Origin of the sequence: Klebsiella sp. C239 (assembly GCF_048822715.1) — a bacterium.
Classification (GTDB): Bacteria; Pseudomonadota; Gammaproteobacteria; order Enterobacterales; family Enterobacteriaceae; genus Klebsiella; species Klebsiella quasipneumoniae.
Window position 1 is genome coordinate 238,132 of the sequence record NZ_JBMEZK010000006.1, and the last position, 19,470, is coordinate 257,601.

The following is a 19,470-nucleotide window of genomic DNA, read 5'->3' on the forward strand; positions in this document are numbered from 1 at the left end:
CGTGGAAAATTTAGATGTCATCACCATCGGCGAAGCTATGGCCATGTTTGTCGCCACCGAAACCGGCGATCTGGCCGAGGTGGAGCATTTTATGAAACGTGTCGCCGGCGCTGAGCTGAACGTCGCCACCGGCCTGGCGCGCCTGGGTCTGAAGGTCGGCTGGGTCAGCCGCGTCGGCAACGACAGCTTTGGCCGCTTCGTACTGCAATCGCTGGCGAAAGAGGGGATCGATAGCCACGCTGTCGCCATCGACAACCGCTTCGCTACCGGTTTCCAGATGAAATCGAAAGTCGAAAATGGAACCGATCCCATTGTGGAATATTTCCGTAAAGGTTCTGCCGCCAGCCATCTGTCGCCGGACGATTTTCGCGCCGACTACTTCACCAGCGCCCGTCATCTGCACCTGAGCGGCGTGGCCGCCGCGCTCTCTGAAAGCTCATATGCGCTGCTGGAGCATGCGGCGAAGGTCATGAAAGCCGAGGGCAAAACCCTCTCTTTCGACCCCAATCTGCGGCCGGTGCTGTGGAAAAGCGAAGCCGAGATGGTGGAGAAACTCAACCGTCTCGCCTTCCAGGCTGACTGGGTTTTGCCAGGCTTAAAAGAGGGCGTCATCCTCACCGGCCAGCAGACCCCGGAGGGGATCGCCGATTTCTATCTCTCGCGCGGCGTCAAGGCGGTGGTCATTAAAACCGGCTGCGACGGCGCCTGGTTCAAGAGCGCCAGCGGCGAACAGGGAACGGTTGATGCCATTAAAGTCGAAAACGTCGTCGATACCGTCGGCGCCGGCGACGGCTTTGCCGTCGGGGTGATTAGCGCCCTGCTGGAAGGCAAAACCCTGCTTCAGGCGGTGAACCGCGGCAATAAAATCGGTTCGCTGGCCATTCAGGTCCAGGGCGACAGCGAGGGGCTGCCCACCCGCGACGCGCTGGGCGAATAACATTTATACGCAACAATAACAGCCGTCCTGTACCCTACCTGCAGCGCGGCACAGCAGCGTCCGTTTCGACGGACGTATGTCACCTCATTGACAGAGGCAAGCCTATGAATAGCTCAACAAATGCAACGAAACGCTGGTGGTACATCATGCCTATCGTGTTTATCACGTATAGCCTGGCGTACCTCGACCGCGCCAACTTCAGCTTCGCCTCCGCGGCAGGCATTACCGAAGACCTGGGCATCACCAAGGGGATCTCCTCCCTGCTGGGGGCCCTGTTCTTCCTCGGCTACTTCTTCTTCCAGATCCCCGGCGCTATCTATGCGGAGCGCCGCAGCGTTCGCAAACTGATCTTTATCTGCCTGATCCTGTGGGGCGGCTGCGCCTCCCTGACCGGGATTGTGCATAATATCCCGGCGCTGGCGGCCATTCGCTTTATCCTCGGCGTCGTCGAAGCGGCGGTGATGCCGGCGATGCTGATCTATATCAGCAACTGGTTCACCAAATCCGAGCGCTCGCGGGCCAATACCTTCCTGATCCTCGGCAACCCGGTGACGGTCCTGTGGATGTCGGTGGTCTCCGGCTACCTGATTCAGGCCTTCGGCTGGCGGGAAATGTTCATCATCGAAGGGGTGCCGGCGGTGATCTGGGCCTTCTGCTGGTGGGTGCTGGTGAAAGATAAACCGTCGCAGGTATCCTGGCTGGCGGAGAGTGAAAAAGCCGCGCTGCAGGAACAACTGGATCGTGAACAGCAGGGCATCAAAGCGGTGCGTAACTATGGCGAGGCCTTCCGCTCCCGCAACGTGATCCTGCTCTGCGCTCAGTACTTTGCCTGGAGCATCGGCGTGTACGGTTTTGTACTGTGGCTGCCGTCGATTATCCGCAGCGGCGGCGAAAATATGGGGATGGTGGAAGTGGGCTGGCTCTCTTCGGTTCCGTACCTGGCGGCGACTATCGCCATGATCGTGGTCTCCTGGGCCTCCGATAAAATGCAGAACCGTAAACTGTTCGTCTGGCCGCTGCTGCTGATTGGCGGACTGGCCTTCATCGGCTCCTGGGCGGTCGGCGCCAACCACTTCTGGGTCTCTTACACCCTGCTGGTGGTGGCTGGTGCGGCAATGTATGCGCCTTACGGCCCCTTCTTCGCCATTATTCCGGAAATGCTGCCACGCAACGTCGCCGGTGGCGCGATGGCGCTGATCAACAGCATGGGCGCCCTGGGCTCCTTCTGCGGCTCGTGGTTTGTCGGCTACCTGAACGGCGCCACCGGCAGCCCCGCAGCTTCCTATATTTTTATGGGGGTGGCGCTTTTCGCCTCAGTATGGCTGACTTTGATTGTTAAGCCTGCTAATAATCAAAACCTTCCACTTGGCGCTCATCACGCCTGAACGACTCACACTACGGAGATTCGCATGAAGCCGTCTGTCATTCTCTATAAAACGCTTCCCGACGACCTGCTACAGCGTCTGGAGGAGCACTTTTCCGTCACTCAGGTGAAAAACCTGCGGCCGGAGACCGTTTCGCAGCACGCTGAGGCCTTCGCCCAGGCTGAGGGCCTGCTGGGCTCCAGCGAAAAGGTTGACGCCGCGCTGCTGGAGAAGATGCCGAAGCTGCGTGCGACCTCCACCGTGTCCGTTGGCTATGACAACTTCGACGTCGAGGCGCTGAACGCCCGCCGGGTGCTGCTGATGCATACCCCGACCGTGCTGACCGAGACCGTCGCCGACACGATCATGGCGCTGGTGCTGAGCACCGCCCGCCGGGTGGTGGAAGTGGCGGAGCGCGTCAAAGCGGGCGAGTGGACGAAGAGCATTGGGCCAGACTGGTTCGGCACCGACGTACACCATAAAACCTTAGGTATCGTCGGCATGGGCCGCATCGGCATGGCGCTGGCGCAGCGCGCCCACTTCGGGTTCGGCATGCCGATCCTGTACAACGCGCGCCGCCAGCATCCGCAGGCAGAAGAGCGCTTCAACGCCCGCTATTGCGATCTCGATACCCTGCTGCAGGAAGCCGATTTTGTCTGCCTGATCCTGCCCCTGAGCGAAGAGACCCACCATCTGTTCGGTCAGGCGCAGTTCGCCAAAATGAAATCTTCCGCCATCTTTATTAACGCCGGGCGCGGCCCGGTGGTCGATGAGCAGGCGCTGATCGCCGCCCTGCAGGCGGGGGAGATTCATGCTGCCGGCCTTGATGTCTTCGAGCACGAGCCGCTGGCTAAAGATTCGCCGCTGCTGAGCCTGCCGAACGTCGTCGCGCTGCCGCATATCGGCTCCGCCACCCATGAGACGCGCTACAACATGGCGGCCTGCGCGGTGGATAACCTGATCGATGCCCTGAACGGCAAGGTCGAGAAAAACTGCGTCAATCCGCAGGTAAAATAAGCCATAAAAAAACCCGGGTAGCGGCGGCCATCGCCCTCCCCGGGTTCTTTTTGCATTCTGTCCGTTATCCAGCCCGTTCGCCGCAGCTCACGTCAGCCAGACGGGGCATTAGCGGGTGGCGTTCACCGCCGCCGTCCATGCCTGATTAAACGCCTGATGCTGCGCCGCCAGCGGCCCAATCAGCGCATTATACTGGCTGGCCTGCTGCGAGGTCGGGAACTGAATGCCGTTGGCCACAAAGCTCACCTGGGTCCCCTGCTGAGCGACAAAATCCCCCACCTGAACCAGCTGCTGGGTAAAGATCTGCGCGGCCGGGATCAGCGGCTGCAGCGCGTCGGCTGGCGCGGTGACGACCTTGGCGTATACCTGATCGAAGACCGGCTTGAGATCGTCAGCCTGCTTCAGAGCGCCATGCGCGGCATCAGCCTGCATTTTGGCATTCTGCAGCTGCTGGCTGAGCACGCCCAGCGCGCCGTTCGCCTGACGCAGCGGCTCGCGCTGGGTCATATAGTCCTGCGGAACGCGGATCGCATTGACGCTATCCACCACCGGGCGCAGACCTGCGTCCATCGCCTGGCTCACCTGCTGCGAGTAGCCGTAGATCACCGCGTAGTCAGAGACAAACGGCCCAAACTGTTTTTTCTGATCGGCGGTCAGCGTCGGCAGTCGTTCACCGCTACGCATCGCCGTATTCTGCAGGAAGTCGATAAACGCTTTGCGCTGATCGCCCTCTTTATCAAAACACCCACTCAGGCTAACCACCATTAATAAGGCCGCCATAGCCGCAAACCAGCGAGAGCAGGACTTTCCTGTCGCCATTTTTTTACTCCTTTCAGCCAAAAAAAGCGCACAAAGACACACACGTGCCAGACGCTGACAAGGATAGTCCAGCTCGGCCTCGCAGGATACCCTTTACTGCTAATCTTACGCAGGAAAAACGCCATTCCATACGCCGCTATCACCGCCTGGCGCGTCTGTTATGCGCATCACAAATATGCGCTTTAAATCAGGCCGACGCATATCACGTAACTTATTGATATTCTTTAAACAAAAAATCCATCAACCGGCGCCTAGCCCGGAAGCGGACGATAATCGCACGCTTTGGCGCGCGCCCGGATTGCCTGGTCAGCGCTTCAATGATTTGATGAATGAGCGATTAACGGCGATGCGTTCGATTATCGCACAAATCAAACTCAATGACGCGAAGGCGACGATAATAACAAACCTCTGTCCCTCGCTCAGTCTGCCAGGAAAGCCGTATGACTAAGACAACCATCGACATTCAGGCCTTTATCAACGAGCACCCCTTCACCCGCTACCAGTGGATGATCCTCGCGCTCTGCTTCGTCACCGTCGCGATGGACGGGTTCGACACCGCGATCATCGGATTCATCGCCTCCGACCTGGTCCAGGAGTGGGGCGTGGAAAAATCCGCCCTCGGCCCGGTGATGAGCGCCGCGCTGGTGGGCCTGGCCGTCGGCGCGTTAACCGCGGGACCGCTGGCTGATCGTATCGGCCGCAAGAAAGTGCTGATTATGTCGATCGTGGTGTTCGGCGGATTCAGCCTGCTCACCGCCTTTGCCACCAGCCTTAACCAGCTGACGCTGCTGCGCTTTCTGACCGGCCTGGGCCTTGGCGCAGCGATGCCCAATGCCGCCACGTTAATGAGCGAATATGCGCCGGAGCGCCGTCGGGCGCTGCTGGTGAACCTGATGTTCGTCGGCTTTCCGATGGGATCGTCGCTGGGCGGCTTTTTATCCGCCTGGATGATCCCGCACTATGGCTGGCAGAGCGTGCTGGTGCTGGGCGGCGTGATGCCTCTCCTGCTGGCGGTGGCTTTAATTTTCCTGCTGCCGGAGTCCGCCCGCTATCTGGTGGTGAAGCGTCAGCCGGCGCAGCGCATTGCCGCCATCCTGCGGCGTATCGCGCCGCTGCCGGAGGCGGTGGAATTTGAGCTGCGCGAAGCAGGCCAGGTGAAAGAGAAGTCGGCTATCGGCGTCATTTTCTCCCCGCGCTACGCAGTGGGTACCGTGATGCTGTGCCTGACCTACTTCATGGGTCTACTGATCTTCTATCTCCTGACCAGCTGGCTGCCGCTGCTGATCCGTGAAACCGGCGCATCAATGAGTCAGGCCTCAATCATCACCGCTCTGTTCCCGCTCGGCGGCGGAATTGGCGTGCTGATCCTCGGCGCCCTGATGGACAAGATCAACCCCAATAAGGTAGTGGCCGTCGGCTGGCTGCTGACCGGCGTTTTCGTCTGTCTGGTCGGCTTCTCCACCAGCAGCCTGGCGCTGATGGGAGTGATGGTGTTTATCGCCGGCAGTATTATGAACGGCGCGCAGTCGTCGATGCCGGCGCTGGCGGCAGGCTTCTACCCGACGCAAGGGCGCGCCACCGGCGTCGCCTGGATGCTGGGTATCGGCCGCTTCGGCGGGATCCTCGGTGCGTTCAGCGGCGCCTTCCTGATGCAGGCCCAGCTCTCTTTTGAGACCATTTTCACTCTGCTGGCCATCCCGGCGTTCCTGTCAGCCATCGCGCTGCTGATTAAATACCGGGTCAGTAAATCAGCGCCCGTGGCGACAGAGGACGCGAGAGGTCTGCAGAAAGCCTGATCGATAAGCCGGCGGCCCGCGCCGGCTTTGCCGCTTTTTTCTTATCCGTTTACAAAAATTTTCGAAGCCACGCCATCGCGTTAGTAATCATTCTCTTAGGCCCCGTTGCCGTTTGGCTGACGGGGCCGATTCGATAACCTGCTGGCAAATAATCACGGACGTTACCATCCTTTACGCCTTTTTCTGACTATTCTTAAAGAGCTTTAGAAAAATCTCTTCCGCTGTGTGATAAAAGGAGTTCTCAATGGAATATAAAGATCCCGTGTTTGAACTGCTGAGCAGCCTGGAACACATCGTTTTTAAGGACGATAATCAGACACTTACCTCAAACCGTAAGTCCACTGTGTTTAGTGAATTTGAACAGCTGCGTAAAGGCACTGGACTTAAGATTGACGACTTCGCCAACGCCATGGGCGTGAGCGTCGCCATGGTAAGAGAGTGGGAGTCGAGACGGGTAAGACCGTCCCCCACAGAGCTGAAATTAATGCGCCTGATTCAGGCCAATCCGCAGCTTTCAAGACAGTTACTCGATTAATCCAGCGCGCAGCGGCAAGGGCCAGTAAGGGAGCTTTTGCCGCTGCGCCGTAAAAAAAAAAGTTTGCTATCAGGTGCTGAACGTGCGTTAATGCTCGCAGGTTTGATGTACAGACCACAGAGCAGTCGAATAGAGCAGTCCTTCTAAGGTTATCCAAAGATACCCCCGTAGTGAACTTTCCCTTTATCGCTTTAAATCTGTAGTCCAGACCGCTACGCCGCAAGGCTCACTTATTTTTTTAAAGGTAATTCACTATGTCCGGTAAAATGACTGGTATCGTAAAATGGTTCAACGCTGACAAAGGCTTCGGCTTCATCACTCCTGACGATGGCTCTAAAGACGTGTTCGTACACTTCTCTGCTATCCAGAACGATGGCTACAAATCCCTGGATGAAGGTCAGAAAGTCTCCTTCACCATCGAAAGCGGCGCTAAAGGCCCGGCAGCTGGCAACGTAACTTCTCTGTAAGTTCAAGCCGCTAAGAATCGAGAATCCCTGCCTGATGGCGGGGATTTTTTTTATCTGTCGCCAGCCGCCGCCAGCATACGATGGCGGCTGCCGGGCATTCAGAGTCGGGTATAGTGCCAGCCCGTTTCCCCCCACGTCAGGCTGTGGGTGAGTTTCAACCCCTGCAGAAACGCCTCGTCATGCGACACCACCACCAACGCGCCGGGAAACGTCGCCAGCGCACACTCAATGGCCTGTGTCGACGCTAAATCGAGATGGTTGGTCGGCTCATCGAGCAACAGCAGCTGGGCAGGATCGCGTCGCCAGAGCACGCAGGCCAGGGCCGCTTTCAGGCGTTCGCCGCCGCTGAGCGCCGCCAGCGGCAGGTTGACCTTATCGGCGCCCAGCTGCAGCTGCGCCAGACGGGTCCGCAGCAGCCCCTCATCCAGCGGAGTATCTTCCAGGCTCAGATGCGTTATCACCGATAACGACAGATCCAGCTGCGTCAGATGTTGATCCAGATAAGCGGCGCTCACCGACAGCCGGACATCGCCTGAGGCGGCCTGCTCCAGCCCCAGCAGCGTTTTCAGCAAGGTAGTTTTGCCGCAGCCGTTCGGCCCTCGCAGCGCAACGCGCATCGGACCATCCATGCGCCAGTCCAGCGGCGCAGCGGGGGAATGGGCGAGCTGCAATGCTTCCACGACCAGCACCTGCTTGCCCGCCGCCACTTCGCTGCCTGGCAGGGTGAACATCACCGGCGTATCCTCTTCCACCCGCTCTCGCGCCTGCTGCACAGCGCCATTCAGACTGCTGTTCTGTTCACGATGCTGACGGCGCAGCGTTCCCGGACGCTCTTTTGCCGCGCCTTTGTACTTCACGCGTTCGAAAGAGGCGATATTCAGGGTATCAACGGTACGCAGTGTCTGCGCCGAGCGCCGCTGGGCAGCATCATGCTCTTTTTGCATTCGCGCGCGGGTGCGTCGCCGCTCGGTCGTCGCATGGTCCAGCGCCGCGCGCGCCGCCTGCTGCTCCGCCTCGCGCTGCCGCTGATATTCGTCATAGTTGCCGCCGTAGCTGCGCAGCGCCGTCGGCGTCAGCTCGATGATCCTCGGCATCCGCGCCAGCAGTTGACGATCGTGGCTGGCGATCAAAGCTCCGCCGTGCCAGTTTTCCAGTTGCTGATAGAGCCACTCTCGCCCCTCACTGTCCAGATGGTTGGTGGGCTCATCCAGCAGCAGATAATCGGCGCCCGAGACGAAGGCGCCGCACAGCAGGGCCTTCATCCGCTCGCCGCCGCTGAGTGAAAAAGCGGGACGATCGGCAGAGAACGGCGGGAGAGCGGCTTCACGGAAAGCTAAACTCAGCCGATCGGGGAGATCCCAGTGGCCATCCAATAGCTCGAAATCGTCGGCCAGTCCATGACCCTGTTCAAGGCGGTACAAGGCGTCAAAGACCGGCGCATAGCCCAGCAGCGTAGCGAGGGTGGTCTCCGGCGTAAGCGTCGGCTGCTGCGCCACCCAGGCAATGGAAGCCGCGCGCTCGATATGGCCACCGGCAGGAGAATCAAGGCCCGCCAGCAGGCGCAACAGACGCGACTTACCGACGCCGTTCCGGCCGACCAGACCGCAAAGGGACGGTTCCAGCGAGACGTTGAGAGGACCAAACAGGGTCTGCCCCGTCGCAAACTGACAGGTGACCTGATGTAAAACAAAAGCGGGGATGTGGGCGCAATGAGCCATAAGCACTCCTGAATGAAATCAATACTCCCCTACCCGCAACGTCTGCGAGGTAAGGCGTGAAGTTCATCAGTCGTGTTTGTTCATTTGTAGGGCGCGCTCCAGTGAGACGAGGGATTCGTCGGGGCATAGGATAGCCACACTCCGCTATGAATTTCAAGCCCGTTTAATTCAACAATCGTTTAAAAATAAAAAGGCCTCCTGATATCAGGAGGCAAATGATTTATTTGGTGAACAATGAAAGGGTGCATTGAGAATGCCTGACACTGCAAGCATAGTGGGGATAGATCCCCACCAGATGCTCTTACTGTTTACTATCACAGGCTAAGAATGCCACCAGCTCACTATTTCCCTGCCTGAGCTGTAATTCACATAGCGAATCACGAACCATCCAGGTCAATAATAAAACAGTGAAGCAAATCACTATTAAGCCAAACAACAGATACTTTCGCGACACTCCTCGCCTCCCGTGTTGATTTTCAACAAGTAAGAGGCTACGCTTATGGTGTTCATGCATTAGGGGAGCCTCACTTTGATGACTATCAGGTGGGGCTTTTCTCTGTCTGTCTCCCGCTGAATACCTGAGACACACAGTCTCAAGCACCCGCCGCCATTCTAGCGTAAATAACTTGCAGAATTATGTTTATATATTCTTAAAATATTTTTTATTGATCAATGTAAATAATTAAAATATCAACGCCTGAATTATTAGCGGTTCGACTACTTATATTTCAGGTATAAAAAAACCTGCCCTGAGGCAGGTTTTTTTATTACCGATACGCTTACTGCAGCAGAGAAATATCCGCCACCTGCAGGAACAGTTCACGCAGTTTGGACAGCAGCGTCAGACGGTTGATGCGGACATCTTTGTCTTCGGCGTTGACCATCACGTTTTCGAAGAACTCATCCACCGGCTCGCGCAGGGCGGCCAGCTCAATCAGCGCATCCTGATAGCGGCCTGCGGCGAAGTACGGCTGCAGCTTGTCGCGCAGCACCACCAGATTGCCCGCCAGCTTAATTTCCGCCGCTTCTTTCAGCACGGAAGCGTGAACGATGTCGTTCAGCGTCTCGTCGGATTTCGCGAGGATGTTGGAGACACGTTTGTTCGCCGCCGCCAGCGCGGAGGACTCTTCCAGGGTACGGAAGTGCGATACGGCTTTCATGCGCGCATCGAAATCCGCCGGGCGGGTTGGACGACGCGCCAGTACCGCCTGGATAGTGTCGACGCCGTAGCCTTCGTCCTGATACCAGGCGCGGAAGCGGCCCAGCATAAAGTCGATCACGTCATCAACCACGTTGGCGTTGGTCAGCTTCTCACCGTACAGACGCACCGCTTCTTCGGTCAGCGTTTGCAGATCGAGGTTCAGGTTCTTCTCGACGATGATACGCAGGACGCCCAGCGCGGCGCGGCGCAGCGCAAACGGGTCTTTATCGCCTTTCGGGTGCTGGCCGATACCGAAGATACCCGCCAGGGTGTCCATCTTATCGGCAATCGCCACCGCGCAGGCCACCGGGTTAGACGGCAGCGCGTCGCCGGCAAAGCGCGGCTGATACTGTTCGTTCAGCGCCACGGCCACATCTTCCGCTTCGCCATCGTGGCGCGCGTAGTGCATCCCCATCACGCCCTGGGTGTCGGTGAACTCGAAGACCATGTTGGTCATCAGGTCGCACTTGGACAGCAGGCCCGCGCGGGTCGCGTGGTTCACGTCAGCGCCAATCTGCTCGGCAATCCAGCCCGCCAGCGCCTGAATGCGATCGGTCTTGTCGCGCAGCGTACCCAGCTGCTGCTGGAACAGCACGGTTTCCAGACGCGGCAGGTTGTCTTCCAGACGTTTTTTACGGTCGGTGTTGAAGAAGAACTCGGCGTCGGCCAGACGCGGACGGACCACCTTCTCGTTACCGGAGATGATCTGCTGCGGATCTTTCGACTCGATGTTGGCGACGAAGATAAAGTTCGGCAGCAGCTTACCGGCGTTGTCGTAAACCGGGAAGTACTTCTGGTCGCCCTTCATGGTGTAAACCAGCGCTTCAGACGGCACCGCGAGGAATTTTTCTTCGAACTTCGCCGTCAGCACCACCGGCCATTCCACCAGCGAGGTGACTTCTTCCAGCAGGCTTTCGCTCAGATCGGCTTGACCGCCAATCTTACGCGCCGCCTCTTCCGCATCGGCTTTGATTTTGGCTTTACGCTGTTCGTAATCGGCGATGACTTTACCGCGCTCCAGCAGGATCTGCGGGTACTGGTCGGCATGGTCGATGGTGAATTCCGGCTCGCCCATAAAGCGATGGCCGCGGATCACGCGATCGGACGGGATACCGAGGATAGTAGCCGGGATCACCTTGTCGCCCAGCAGCAGCGTGACGGTGTGAACCGGGCGCACGAAGTGGACGTCAGACGCGCCCCAGCGCATCAGTTTCGGGATCGGCAGCTTCGCCAGCGAGCTGGCAATCATGTTCGGCAGCAGCGCTTCGGTGCTTTCGCCCTTCACATGGGCGCGATACAGCAGCCACTCGCCTTTGTCCGTAGTCAGACGTTCGGCCTGATCGACGGTAATACCGCAGCCGCGCGCCCAGCCTTCGGCCGCTTTGCTTGGCTTGCCTTCGGCATCGAACGCCTGGGCAACGGCCGGGCCGCGTTTTTCCACTTCGCGATCGGCTTGCGCCGCCGCCAGGTTGGCCACCTTCAGCGCCAGACGACGCGGGGCGGCAAACCATTCCACTTTACCGTGCGCGAGGCCGGCGTTATCCAGCTCCGCGGTCACGTTCGCAGCAAAAGATTCCGCCAGGCTGCGCAGCGCTTTTGGTGGCAGCTCTTCAGTGCCGATTTCCACCAGAAAAGTATTCTCAGACATGGCCGCCTCTTATTTATTCTTGTTGCACATCGGGAAGCCGAGCGCTTCACGGGAAGCGTAGTACGCTTCCGCCACTGCTTTCGTCAGGGTGCGAATGCGCAGGATATAGCGCTGACGCTCGGTGACGGAGATGGCTTTACGCGCATCCAGCAGGTTGAAGCTGTGAGCCGCTTTCAGAATACGCTCGTAGGCCGGCAGCGGCAGCGGGGTCTCCAGCGCCAGCAGATGCTGGGCCTCTTTCTCATACTGCTCGAAGCAGGAGAAGAGGAAATCGACGTCGGCGTATTCGAAGTTATAGGTGGACTGCTCCACTTCGTTCTGGTGGAACACGTCGCCGTAAGTGGTTTTACCCAGCGGGCCATCGCTCCAGACCAGGTCGTAGACGCTGTCGACGCCCTGGATATACATCGCCAGACGCTCCAGGCCGTAGGTGATCTCGCCGGTCACCGGCTTACACTCCAGGCCGCCCACCTGCTGGAAGTAAGTGAACTGCGTCACTTCCATGCCGTTGAGCCACACTTCCCAACCCAGACCCCAGGCCCCCAGCGTCGGGTTTTCCCAGTTGTCTTCGACGAAGCGAATGTCGTGAATGGTCGGGTCCATACCCAGCTCTTTCAGCGACCCGAGGTACAGCTCCTGGATGTTGTCCGGAGAAGGCTTAATCACCACCTGGAACTGATAGTAATGCTGTAAACGGTTCGGGTTTTCGCCATAGCGGCCATCGGTTGGACGACGGGAAGGCTGTACGTAGGCGGTCGCCATCGGCTCCGGCCCTAACGCGCGCAGGCAGGTCATCGGGTGAGAGGTGCCGGCGCCGACTTCCATGTCCAGTGGTTGAACAATGGTGCAGCCCTGACGAGCCCAGTAATCCTGTAAGGTCAGGATCAGGCCCTGGAAGGTCCTGGTATCAAACTTTTGCATATGATTTCGTGCTGGATACGTGTGGATTTAAAGGAAGGAGTCAGTATACCCGCTGGCTGCGAGATATACAGTACGAAACGGCGTAGTTTCAGGAAAACGGACGAAATTTACGCCAGGCGGGGTCGATTCAGCGCATCGAAAGATGCATAAACTGGCCGTCGGGGTCAAAGGAACAGATGAAACGTTCATTCTTGCCGGTACGACCCGACAGCTCATAGCTCGCCTGGAATTGTTCAAGATGGTTCACGTCAACTAACTGCGTTTGCGTGTTATAGCGGATAGCGGCCTGATCCTTGCAAAGCTGCGCCATATTGAGCGTAGTTTGCGGTGTAATATGCGCGCGCTGCGCCTTTTGCGCCGGCGGGGAAACGGTCTCGCTGCAGCCCGCAAGGAGCAGCGCCAGCATTATGGAAACGACACCTTTCACCACGTTCTCCTCCACCGCCTTGTCAGCAAGTTGTTATCGCAAAGATCCAGTATTACAGGTATTTTGCGAATATCATGAAACAGCGACAAGTCTGTGATCAAAAACTCAGACTAATCTCGTGCGACACCGGGGCATAAGGCGGGTCAGACCTTATATCGCCAGTAGACTTTGAGGGACTGATGCAAGAAAAGATACACTGGATCACCAACCTGCGCGGCATTGCCTGCATGATGGTGGTGATGATCCACAGTACCAGCTGGTATATCACTCATCCGCATACGATTACCCTGCTGCAATGGGATATCGCCAATCTGCTCAATTCCGCCTCCCGCGTCAGCGTGCCGCTGTTTTTTATGATCTCGGGGTATCTGTTTTTTGGGGAACGCAGCGCCCAGCCGCGCCATTTCTGGCGGATTGGCCTGTGCATTGCGTTCTATAGCGCGCTGTCTCTGCTGTATATCGCGCTGTTTACCCATATTAACGTCGGGCTGTCGTTAAAGAATTTGCTGCAGAAGCCTGTCTTCTACCACCTGTGGTTTTTCTTTGCTATCGCCGTTATCTATCTGCTCTCGCCGCTTATTCAGGTTAAATCCGTCAACGGCAAAATGCTGCTGGCGCTGATGGCGATCCTCGGCATTCTGGCCAACCCCAACATGGTTGGCGTCAAAGCCGCCGGGATTGAGTGGCTGCCGGTCAACCTCTATATCAATGGCGACACCTTTTATTACGTGCTCTACGGCGTGTTGGGCAGGGCCATTGGCACCCTGGATACCGATAAAAAATGGCTGACCCCGCTCTGCGCCGCGCTGTTCCTCGCCGCCGTGTGGGTCATCTCCCGCGGCACGCTGCATGAGCTACGCTGGCGCGGGGACTTCGGCGACACCTGGTATCTCTACTGCGGGCCGGCGGTGTTCGTTTGCGCGGTCGCCCTGCTGACGCTCGCCAAAAACTGGCTGAACGCGCGTCCCCTGCCCGGTATCGAATGTATTGCACGTCATTCTCTGGGAATTTACGGCTTCCATGCCCTGATTGTGCATGCGCTGCGCGCCAGCCATCTGGAACTGAGCCGCTGGCCGCTGCTGGATATTGTGTGGATTTTCAGCGCCGCCCTGCTCGGCAGCCTGCTGCTGTCCGGCCTGGTGCAGCGGGTTGATAGCCGGCGGCTGGTCAGTTAACGACCTGCCGCCGAGAGCGGGCCCGACTCACAGTTCAGGCCCCTCTTCCTGCACGCTGAGAGGCTCTCTTACACGGGTCGGGTCCCAGGCATCACGCACGTTTTTCTGCACCGCAACGGCGCCAAACAGGCTCAAAAAGTACGCCAGTCCATAGAACCCTTTCTCGCTGAGCAGCAGACTGGCGTTCCACAACCCGATAACCAGCAGGCCAACGGCGATGACGAAGGCCACCAGACAGGTGGTGTAGTACAGCGCGGTGGTCGGAATGGCTTCATATTTATCGCGCACCGTCTTCTGATAAGACGCTGCGGCAAACAGCCCCAGCACCAGGACAGCAAAATAATAGCCTTTTTCATTCAACTGCATATCCGCATTCCACAGGCCGACCAGATAGGTGGCGATGCCGCCGATCAGGGCAATCCAGGAGATTAAATGAAAGGCCGGAGAATACGTCGCGTGCTTGTTTTCCATTACTTTTACCTCTTACGCGCCCACGGATGGCGCTTATTCCGTTTTTTGCATCGCGCAGGCGACGCGGATCCGTTCGGGGGTTGCCGATGCGCCATATAAGCAGACAAACCATGCCGCGATATAGACGGCTTTTTCATGCCAGCCTGCCGGCACATACCAGGCGCCCACCAGCAGCAGGCCGACCGATAGCAGCAGCACCAACCGGCATAAGGCAATAAAACCGTCGTCCTGTTCCTGCCACCGTCTGGCGCGCTGATGGGCGAGGACGGCAAACATCCCCATCACCAGTACGCCGAGAAAATAACCTTTACCGCTAAACAACGGGCAGGTTCGCCAGATACCGAGCAGATAAACCAGCGATCCTGCTGCCATCATCACCCTGGCAATATTGCGTTTTGTGTTCATCTCACCTCCCTGGTCGACAGGGGCTGATTATGACCGACTCCCCCGGCGATGCCTCAGGTTACGCACGGCCAAACGGAGATTTCGGAATAAACAAATACGCTTTTTTGGATGGATGTAGCCGGGACATTCAGGGAAGTAATCCGCCCGGCGTTGCCGGACGGACTGAGGCTATGACATCAGCGGTTTCAGCTGCTGATAAATCTGGCGGAAGGTTTCCCGCTGTGACGCATAGTGGGCCACTCGGCGATCGTCCGGGCGATGCGCTTGCTCAAGCGGCAGCGGCGACAACAGCCCGGCGCGGTCGGCTTCGCCGTGCACCGCCAGCTGCGCCAGCCTGGCCGCCCCCAGCGCCGGGCCGACGTCGCCCCCGGTACGATAATCGAGCTGCTGGCCGCTGATATCCGCCAGCATTTGTCGCCAGTAAGCGCTACGCGCCCCGCCGCCGATAAGGGTGATGCTCTGCGGCTTGATGCCGCAGGCGTGAACCACGTCCATGCCGTCCGCCAGCGCATAGCCCACCCCCTCCAGCACCGCCCGCGCCAGCTCTGCCGGCCCATGCTGATGCGTCAGGCCGAAGAAGACGCCCTTGGCCTGCGGGTTGTTGTGCGGCGTGCGTTCGCCCGACAGATAGGGCAGGAACCACACCGGACCGGCGCTCTCGTCGGCTGACTGCGCCGCCGCAATCAGCGCCGGCACGCTGGCGAGACCGGTTAATTTCGCCGCCCAGTCCAGACAGGAAGCCGCGCTGAGCATCACCGACATCAGATGCCAGCGGCCCGGCAGCGCATGGCAAAAGCTATGCACTGCGCTTTCAGGCTTGCTGAGGAACCCTTCGCTGACCGCGAAATACACACCTGAAGTGCCCAGCGACAGCATCGCCTGACCGGCATCGGCCATGCCGACCCCGACCGCGCCAGCGGCGTTGTCGCCGCCGCCCCCCACCACCAGCGCCTGTGGCATATTCCACGCCTGCGCCACCTCCGGACGCAGCTGCCCGGTGACGTCGCTGCCTTCAAACAGCGCCGGCATCGCGTCCCGGCTGAGATCGCAGGCGGCGAGCATCTCATCGCTCCAGTCGCGTCGGGCGACATCCATCCACAGGGTACCGGCGGCGTCAGACATATCGCTGGCAAGCTCGCCGGTCATCCGCAGACGCAGATAATCCTTCGGCAACAGCACTTTATCGACCTGGCTGAACACCGTCGCCTCGTGGCGCTGCACCCACAAGAGCTTCGGCGCCGTAAAGCCCGGCATCATCAGGTTGCCGGTGATCTGCCGGGAAGCGCTGACTTTTTCCTCCAGCAGCTGGCACTCTTCGCCGCAGCGGCCGTCATTCCATAAAATGGCAGGACGCAGCACCTGTAGCGATTTATCCAGCAGGGTGGCGCCGTGCATCTGCCCGGCGATCCCCAGCGCCTTCACGTCGCGCAGACTATGCTGCGCGCCCAGGGCTTTCATCGCCGTGTCCGTAGCCTGCCACCACTGCTCGGGATCTTGTTCCGACCACAGCGGATGCGGACGCGAGACGGTGAGTTTTTCGGTATGCGATGCCACCACATCACCCTGCTCATTGAGCAGAATGGCTTTGACGCCCGATGTCCCCAGATCGATGCCGATATACATACTACCTCTCCTTAAACGCGCGCCACGGCTGAGCGTGGCGCGAACAGAGCATCCTGGTGGCGGTCCCGGTCACGCCGGGCGCCGCCGCATGATTACTTGTCAAACAGATAATGGTTGACCAGGTTTTCCAGTTGTTCCTGCTGACCGCTGCGATGCTGCGGCGCCAGCTGATGCTGAGCGGCGTACTGGGCAATGTCGCTGAGGGTCATCTGCCCGTTAAGGATCTGCTGCCCCAGCTCGCCGTTCCAGCCGGCGTAGCGTTTGGCCACGCGTTTATCCAGCTCACCGTCTTCGATCATCCGCGCCGCGACCTTCAGCGACAGCGCCATGGTATCCATCGCGCCGATATGGCCGTAGAACAGATCGTATTTGTCGGTGCTCTGACGGCGCACTTTCGCATCAAAATTGAGGCCGCCGGTGGTGAAGCCGCCCGCTTTGAGAATTTCATACATCACCAGCGCGTTCTCTTCGACGCTGTTCGGGAACTGGTCGGTATCCCAGCCCAGCTGCGGATCGCCGCGGTTGGCGTCGACGGAACCGAACAGCCCCAGCGCGATGGCCGTCGCGATCTCATGATGGAACGAGTGGCCGGCAAGGGTCGCATGGTTGGCTTCAATGTTCAGTTTAATCTCTTTTTCCAGACCAAACTGCTTGAGGAAGCCGTACACGGTAGAGGCATCATAATCATACTGATGCTTGGTAGGCTCCTGCGGTTTGGGCTCGATCAGCAGCGTGCCTTTAAAGCCGATTTTATGCTTATGCTCCACCACCAGCTGCATAAAGCGGCCAATCTGTTCACGCTCCTGGCGCAGGTCGGTATTCAGCAGGGTTTCATAGCCCTCGCGACCGCCCCACAGGACATAGTTTTCGCCGCCCAGCTGATGGGTGGCATTCATGGCGGTAACCACCTGGGTGGCCGCCCAGCTAAACACTTCCGGGTCCGGGTTGGTGGCCGCGCCGGCGCCGTAGCGCGGGTTGGTGAAGCAGTTTGCGGTCCCCCACAGGAGCTTGACGCCGCTCTGCTGCTGCTTCTCCGCCAGCACCTCGACCATCCGGGCGAAGTTATTGCTGTACTCCTTGAGCGAACTCCCTTCCGGCGAGACGTCAACGTCGTGGAAGCAGTAGTAAGGCACGTTGAGTTTATGGAAAAATTCGAACGCCACATCGGCTTTGCGTTTGGCCATCTCCAGGGCGTCGCCAGGCTGCTGCCATGGGCGGTCGAAGGAGCCCACGCCAAACATATCGGCGCCATTCCAGCAGAAGGTGTGCCAGTAACAGGCCGCAAAACGCAGATGATCTTCCATCCGTTTGCCCAGCACCAGTTCATCCGGGTTGTAATGACGGAAAGCCAGCGGGTTAGCGGATTTCGGGCCTTCGTAACGAACGCGATCGAGTTGATCGAAATAGGTCTGCATAGAGAACTCCATATTCAGAGATGCGGCGAATAACCAATCAGGTACCCTAAATAATTCGAGTTGCAGGAAGGCGGCAGGAGCGCGAGTCCCCGATAACCAGGGGGCGAAGCAACGAATGTCACCAACACACCTACAACTTGAAGTATGACGGGTTTAAGCCAATATAGAATTTCGCTTTCATTTTCCTCAATTACGTTATTTCACACCGCCATTGAGAGAATCCACAAACGTGCGCCAGCTCGCAAAAAATAATATCGGCGCGTTCTTCTGCCGTCCTGTCAGAGAGGTCCAGTGCAATAATAAGAGTGTGCATGAATAAAATACGATCGCCGTCATAATTTGCGCATTAAACGAAATTTCATAACTGCAAAATAAGAACCGGTAATTGCCAGCCCTGCTTTCCGCGTTAAGAATCTGTAACGTATCCGCAACCTCATGTATCAAACATTATTTTTCCGTTCGTCTTACCTACCCTTACAAAAAAGGTATCGTTATTATGAAGATAAAGAACCTTTGCCTTACGCTTTGCGCTAGCTCCCTCCTGCTCGCCAGCATGGCGGGGATGGCGAAAGAAGTGAAGATTGGCATGGCCATCGACGATCTGCGTCTGGAACGCTGGCAGAAAGACCGCGATATTTTCGTCAATAAAGCGGAATCCTTAGGCGCCAAAGTTTTTGTCCAGTCCGCCAATGGCAATGAAGAAACGCAGATGTCGCAAATTGAAAACATGATCAACCGCGGCGTCGATGTCTTGGTCATTATTCCTTATAACGGTCAGGTGCTCAGTAACGTTATTAAAGAGGCTAAGCAGGAAGGTATTAAAGTGCTGGCCTATGATCGCATGATTAATAATGCCGATATTGATTTCTATATTTCTTTCGACAATGAAAAAGTCGGCGAAATGCAGGCGCAAAGCCTGGTCGACAAAGTGCCGCAGGGTAATTATTTTCTGATGGGCGGCTCGCCGGTGGATAATAACGCCAAGCTGTTCCGCGCCGGCCAGATGAAGATCCTCAAGCCGTATGTCGATGAGGGCAAAATTAAGATTGTCGGCGATCAGTGGGTTGACGGTTGGCTGCCGGAAAACGCGCTGAAAATAATGGAAAACGCGCTGACGGCGAATAATAACAAAATCGATGCCGTGGTGGCCTCCAATGACGCAACCGCCGGCGGCGCCATCCAGGCCTTAACCGCCCAGGGGCTGGCAGGCAAAGTGGCGATCTCCGGTCAGGATGCTGACCTGGCGGGCGTGAAGCGCATTATTTCCGGTACCCAGACGATGACCGTCTATAAACCGATTACCACCCTGGCCACCAACGCCGCCGAAATCGCCGTTGAGCTGGGCAACGATAAGCAGCCGAAGTCTGACACCACGCTAAATAACGGCTTAAAAGATGTCCCTTCGCGCCTGTTAACGCCAATTGAAGTGAATAAAGAGAATATCGACGCCACGGTGATTAAAGACGGTTTCCATAAAAAGAGTGAACTGTAATGGCTGACGCCCCGCTACGGGGCGTCATTTTCATCCCGC

The 19,470-nt window shown here is 57.8% G+C and carries 19 protein-coding genes; 9 read left to right on the top strand and 10 right to left on the bottom strand.

Translation table 11 applies throughout. From position 1 onward, the window contains the following. Position 1: 1 nt before the first annotated feature. From ACOI6Z_RS17725 to ghrB, 3 genes are all read left to right on the top strand, one after another. A complete protein-coding gene (locus ACOI6Z_RS17725; RefSeq protein WP_008806889.1) occupies positions 2–937 on the top strand; it encodes a sugar kinase in 936 nt (311 codons plus the stop codon). 104 nt (positions 938–1,041) lie between these two features. Then, the gene (locus ACOI6Z_RS17730) at positions 1,042–2,322 is read left to right on the top strand and encodes an MFS transporter (protein ID WP_004205006.1); all 1,281 of its coding nucleotides are present in this window, start codon (positions 1,042–1,044) and stop codon (positions 2,320–2,322) included. A gap of 24 nt (positions 2,323–2,346) precedes the next feature. After that, positions 2,347–3,318, top strand: coding sequence for a glyoxylate/hydroxypyruvate reductase GhrB (gene ghrB / locus ACOI6Z_RS17735; protein WP_023291320.1), 972 nt, complete (start codon positions 2,347–2,349; stop codon positions 3,316–3,318). Between the two features lie 108 nt (positions 3,319–3,426). Here ghrB and ACOI6Z_RS17740 read toward each other — a convergent pair whose 3' ends face one another. Continuing rightward, entirely contained in the window at positions 3,427–4,137 is a 711-nt protein-coding gene (locus ACOI6Z_RS17740; protein WP_002921929.1) for a DUF3053 domain-containing protein, read from the bottom strand. Positions 4,138–4,297: 160 nt separating this feature from the next. Here ACOI6Z_RS17740 and ACOI6Z_RS17745 point away from each other — a divergent pair, with 160 nt between their 5' ends. From ACOI6Z_RS17745 to cspE, 4 genes are all read left to right on the top strand, one after another. After that, positions 4,298–4,585 (top strand): hypothetical protein, encoded by a 288-nt coding sequence (locus tag ACOI6Z_RS17745; RefSeq protein WP_065812607.1) that lies wholly within the window; start codon positions 4,298–4,300, stop codon positions 4,583–4,585. Then, positions 4,578–5,933 carry an MFS transporter gene (locus tag ACOI6Z_RS17750; RefSeq protein WP_044525024.1) on the top strand — a complete coding sequence of 452 codons (1,356 nt, stop codon included), beginning with the start codon at positions 4,578–4,580 and terminating at the stop codon, positions 5,931–5,933. The genes ACOI6Z_RS17745 and ACOI6Z_RS17750 overlap by 8 nt, the downstream gene beginning before the upstream one ends. Before the next feature lie 244 nt (positions 5,934–6,177). Next, positions 6,178–6,468, top strand: a complete 291-nt coding sequence (locus tag ACOI6Z_RS17755; RefSeq protein WP_004205010.1) for an HTH-type transcriptional regulator — start codon at positions 6,178–6,180, stop codon at positions 6,466–6,468. Between the two features lie 254 nt (positions 6,469–6,722). Further along, positions 6,723–6,935 (top strand): RNA chaperone/antiterminator CspA, encoded by a 213-nt coding sequence (gene cspE / locus ACOI6Z_RS17760; protein WP_000014594.1) that lies wholly within the window; start codon positions 6,723–6,725, stop codon positions 6,933–6,935. 98 nt (positions 6,936–7,033) lie between these two features. Here cspE and ACOI6Z_RS17765 read toward each other — a convergent pair whose 3' ends face one another. From ACOI6Z_RS17765 to ACOI6Z_RS17785, 5 genes are all read right to left on the bottom strand, one after another. Then, positions 7,034–8,653 (bottom strand): ATP-binding cassette domain-containing protein, encoded by a 1,620-nt coding sequence (locus tag ACOI6Z_RS17765; protein ID WP_065812609.1) that lies wholly within the window; start codon positions 8,651–8,653, stop codon positions 7,034–7,036. A 301-nt stretch (positions 8,654–8,954) separates the two neighbouring features. Continuing rightward, on the bottom strand, positions 8,955–9,107 hold the full coding sequence (hokA, locus tag ACOI6Z_RS17770) for a type I toxin-antitoxin system toxin HokA (RefSeq protein WP_032454338.1): 153 nt from the start codon (positions 9,105–9,107) through the stop codon (positions 8,955–8,957). A 325-nt stretch (positions 9,108–9,432) separates the two neighbouring features. Beyond that, positions 9,433–11,502: a glycine--tRNA ligase subunit beta gene (gene glyS / locus ACOI6Z_RS17775; RefSeq protein ID WP_023291325.1), complete on the bottom strand. Its 2,070-nt coding sequence runs from the start codon at positions 11,500–11,502 to the stop codon at positions 9,433–9,435. A gap of 9 nt (positions 11,503–11,511) precedes the next feature. Further along, the gene (gene glyQ, locus ACOI6Z_RS17780; RefSeq protein ID WP_023291326.1) at positions 11,512–12,423 is read right to left on the bottom strand and encodes a glycine--tRNA ligase subunit alpha; all 912 of its coding nucleotides are present in this window, start codon (positions 12,421–12,423) and stop codon (positions 11,512–11,514) included. 127 nt (positions 12,424–12,550) lie between these two features. Next, positions 12,551–12,850 carry a YsaB family lipoprotein gene (locus ACOI6Z_RS17785; protein ID WP_072096573.1) on the bottom strand — a complete coding sequence of 100 codons (300 nt, stop codon included), beginning with the start codon at positions 12,848–12,850 and terminating at the stop codon, positions 12,551–12,553. Positions 12,851–13,029: 179 nt separating this feature from the next. Between ACOI6Z_RS17785 and ACOI6Z_RS17790 the strand changes: the two genes are divergently transcribed. After that, on the top strand, positions 13,030–14,025 hold the full coding sequence (locus ACOI6Z_RS17790) for an acyltransferase (RefSeq protein ID WP_032454339.1): 996 nt from the start codon (positions 13,030–13,032) through the stop codon (positions 14,023–14,025). Positions 14,026–14,052: 27 nt separating this feature from the next. Here the strand turns inward: ACOI6Z_RS17790 and yiaA are convergent, their stop codons facing one another. The 4 genes from yiaA to xylA all read right to left on the bottom strand — a co-directional run bounded on the left by yiaA (position 14,053) and on the right by xylA (position 17,939). Further along, positions 14,053–14,496, bottom strand: a complete 444-nt coding sequence (gene yiaA, locus ACOI6Z_RS17795) for an inner membrane protein YiaA (protein WP_044525027.1) — start codon at positions 14,494–14,496, stop codon at positions 14,053–14,055. A 33-nt stretch (positions 14,497–14,529) separates the two neighbouring features. Continuing rightward, positions 14,530–14,901, bottom strand: coding sequence for an inner membrane protein YiaB (gene yiaB, locus ACOI6Z_RS17800; RefSeq protein ID WP_032454341.1), 372 nt, complete (start codon positions 14,899–14,901; stop codon positions 14,530–14,532). Positions 14,902–15,069: 168 nt separating this feature from the next. Then, entirely contained in the window at positions 15,070–16,524 is a 1,455-nt protein-coding gene (xylB, locus tag ACOI6Z_RS17805; protein ID WP_065812610.1) for a xylulokinase, read from the bottom strand. A gap of 92 nt (positions 16,525–16,616) precedes the next feature. Beyond that, positions 16,617–17,939: a xylose isomerase gene (gene xylA / locus ACOI6Z_RS17810; protein ID WP_023291332.1), complete on the bottom strand. Its 1,323-nt coding sequence runs from the start codon at positions 17,937–17,939 to the stop codon at positions 16,617–16,619. A gap of 496 nt (positions 17,940–18,435) precedes the next feature. On the opposite strand from xylA, the gene xylF reads away from it, so the two are divergent. Next, entirely contained in the window at positions 18,436–19,431 is a 996-nt protein-coding gene (xylF, locus tag ACOI6Z_RS17815) for a D-xylose ABC transporter substrate-binding protein (RefSeq protein ID WP_023291333.1), read from the top strand. Positions 19,432–19,470: the final 39 nt, after the last annotated feature.

Bases quoted from the DNA above. Each gene is read 5' to 3' on its own strand.
- ACOI6Z_RS17730 (WP_004205006.1), top strand. From the start codon at position 1,042: ATGAATAGCTCAACAAATGCAACGAAACGCTGGTGGTACATCATGCCT.
- ghrB (WP_023291320.1), top strand. From the start codon at position 2,347: ATGAAGCCGTCTGTCATTCTCTATAAAACGCTTCCCGACGACCTGCTA.
- ACOI6Z_RS17740 (WP_002921929.1), bottom strand. From the start codon at position 4,137: ATGGCGACAGGAAAGTCCTGCTCTCGCTGGTTTGCGGCTATGGCGGCC.
- ACOI6Z_RS17745 (WP_065812607.1), top strand. From the start codon at position 4,298: ATGCGCATCACAAATATGCGCTTTAAATCAGGCCGACGCATATCACGT.
- ACOI6Z_RS17750 (WP_044525024.1), top strand. From the start codon at position 4,578: ATGACTAAGACAACCATCGACATTCAGGCCTTTATCAACGAGCACCCC.
- ACOI6Z_RS17755 (WP_004205010.1), top strand. From the start codon at position 6,178: ATGGAATATAAAGATCCCGTGTTTGAACTGCTGAGCAGCCTGGAACAC.
- cspE (WP_000014594.1), top strand. From the start codon at position 6,723: ATGTCCGGTAAAATGACTGGTATCGTAAAATGGTTCAACGCTGACAAA.
- ACOI6Z_RS17765 (WP_065812609.1), bottom strand. From the start codon at position 8,653: ATGGCTCATTGCGCCCACATCCCCGCTTTTGTTTTACATCAGGTCACC.
- glyS (WP_023291325.1), bottom strand. From the start codon at position 11,502: ATGTCTGAGAATACTTTTCTGGTGGAAATCGGCACTGAAGAGCTGCCA.
- glyQ (WP_023291326.1), bottom strand. From the start codon at position 12,423: ATGCAAAAGTTTGATACCAGGACCTTCCAGGGCCTGATCCTGACCTTA.
- ACOI6Z_RS17790 (WP_032454339.1), top strand. From the start codon at position 13,030: ATGCAAGAAAAGATACACTGGATCACCAACCTGCGCGGCATTGCCTGC.
- yiaA (WP_044525027.1), bottom strand. From the start codon at position 14,496: ATGGAAAACAAGCACGCGACGTATTCTCCGGCCTTTCATTTAATCTCC.
- yiaB (WP_032454341.1), bottom strand. From the start codon at position 14,901: ATGAACACAAAACGCAATATTGCCAGGGTGATGATGGCAGCAGGATCG.
- xylB (WP_065812610.1), bottom strand. From the start codon at position 16,524: ATGTATATCGGCATCGATCTGGGGACATCGGGCGTCAAAGCCATTCTG.
- xylA (WP_023291332.1), bottom strand. From the start codon at position 17,939: ATGCAGACCTATTTCGATCAACTCGATCGCGTTCGTTACGAAGGCCCG.
- xylF (WP_023291333.1), top strand. From the start codon at position 18,436: ATGAAGATAAAGAACCTTTGCCTTACGCTTTGCGCTAGCTCCCTCCTG.